Genomic DNA, 268 nt, shown 5'->3' on the forward strand with positions numbered 1-268 from the left:
AAACGTCAAATCGGACCGTGAGATTATTTTCAGTCCACATTGCCACAATGACCTAGGAATGGCTGTTGCCAATACCCTTTCAGCTATTAAAAACGGTGCCGGTCGTGTCGAGGGAACTATCAACGGTATCGGTGAGCGAGCAGGAAATGCGGCCCTTGAAGAAGTAGCTGTTGCCCTTGAAATTCGGAAAGATTTCTATGATGTGACCAGTCCGATTGTTCTAAAGGAAACGCTCAATACTTCGGAATTAGTATCTCGTTTTTCTGGG

General features: G+C 45.5%; 1 pseudogene. It reads left to right on the forward strand.

From position 1 onward, the window contains the following. Window positions 1–268: pseudogene (locus tag C1G53_RS09175) on the forward strand (2-isopropylmalate synthase); the annotation flags it as partial.

This window comes from Streptococcus suis, from assembly GCF_002960445.1.
In the GTDB taxonomy this organism is placed as follows: domain Bacteria; phylum Bacillota; class Bacilli; order Lactobacillales; family Streptococcaceae; genus Streptococcus; species Streptococcus hyiners.